1 protein-coding gene is annotated in these 1,397 nt (G+C 64.6%); it reads left to right on the top strand.

Translation table 11 applies throughout. The annotated features are described in order from the left end of the window. The first annotated feature begins 95 nt into the window (after positions 1 to 95). A complete protein-coding gene (locus EV663_RS15500) occupies positions 96 to 1,364 on the top strand; it encodes an IS256 family transposase (protein WP_132953437.1) in 1,269 nt (422 codons plus the stop codon). The last annotated feature ends 33 nt before the right edge of the window (positions 1,365 to 1,397 follow it).

Genomic DNA, 1,397 nt, shown 5'->3' with positions numbered 1-1,397 from the left:
GAGCTATGCGTGAAACTGGGTGACGGGGTTTGAGAGGGTGGCGTATCGTGGCGGGTGCTGAAGCCTGCCAGAACTTCCAAGAGGAACGATACGCCATGGAGAAGACTACAGACATCATCGCCCTTCGTCAGCCGGAATCTGTTGATGATTCGCTGACCGAGATCGCCCGCGTCGGCGCGCGCCGGATGCTGGCTGCCGCGTTGCGAGCCGAGGCCGACGCCTTTGTCGCGCAACATGCCGAAGAGATCCTTCCTGACGGTCGCCAGCGGGTTGTGCGACACGGTTACGGGCCGGAACGCAGTATCCAGACCGGGATCGGGGCCCTCGACGTGCAGCGTCCGAAGGTGCGCGACCGCGCCACCGATGTGCCGGCCGACCAGAAGATCCGGTTCACCTCGGCGATCCTGCCGAAATGGGCGCGACGCTCGCGTAGCCTCGATGCGCTGCTGCCGGTCCTGTATCTTCGCGGCATCTCGACGGGCGACTTCCAGGAAGCGCTGGCCGCGATCCTGGGGAAAGATGCGCCGAACCTGTCACCGAGCGTGATCTCGCGCCTGACCGGGGAGTGGCAGCAGGACTACGACCGCTGGCATCGCCGCGACCTGTCGGCCCGCCGATACGTCTATATCTGGGCGGATGGCGTGTACCTGCAGGCCCGGATGGAGCCGCAGGCCGAATGCATGCTCGTCATTCTCGGCGCCACGCCAGAGGGGAAGAAGGAGCTCGTCGGATTCCAGGTCGGCCTGCGCGAGAGCGCCCAGAGCTGGCGCGAGCTGCTGGTCGACATCAAGGCGCGCGGTCTTGCGGTTCCGCCCGAGATCGCTGTCGGCGATGGGGCTATGGGGTTCTGGAAGGCGCTCGACGAGGTCTTCCCCGGCACGCGGCATCAGCGGTGTTGGGTTCACAAGATCGCCAACGTCCTGAACAAGTTCCCGAAATCCATGCAGCCGACGGTGAAAGCCGATCTGCGCGAGATTTGGCAAGCGGAGACCCGCGCCGCGGCAGAAACCGCCATGGATACCTACTCCGCGAAATACGGCGCCAAATACGAAAAGGCGGTGACCTGCCTGACCAAGGACCGCGAGGCGCTGCTCGCCTTCTACGACTTCCCGGGCGAACATTGGGATCATTTGCGCACGGGCAACTCGATCGAGAGCGTCTTCGCGACCGTCCGGCACCGGACCGTGCGCACCAAGGGCGCGCTCTCGCAGAAGACGGCGAAGCTGATGGTCTTCAAGCTCGTTCAGGCCGCCAGCAAGACCTGGCGCCGCTTGAAGGGGGCCAACCAGTTGCCTTTGGTCATCGAAGGCGTCACATTCACCGACGGTGTCGCCGAGAACGCCACCGAAAACCGCGCCGCCTGATCAGGCCGCGTCACCCATAATCCCGCATAGCTC

Origin of the sequence: Rhodovulum bhavnagarense (assembly GCF_004343505.1) — a bacterium.
Lineage (GTDB): Bacteria > Pseudomonadota > Alphaproteobacteria > Rhodobacterales > Rhodobacteraceae > Rhodovulum > Rhodovulum bhavnagarense.
Note: the sequence above shows the minus strand (reverse complement) of the source record. Positions and strands in the feature narration are given on the sequence as shown.

Excerpts from the sequence above, each read along its gene's own strand:
- EV663_RS15500 (WP_132953437.1), top strand. The coding sequence starts at position 96 with ATGGAGAAGACTACAGACATCATCGCCCTTCGTCAGCCGGAATCTGTT.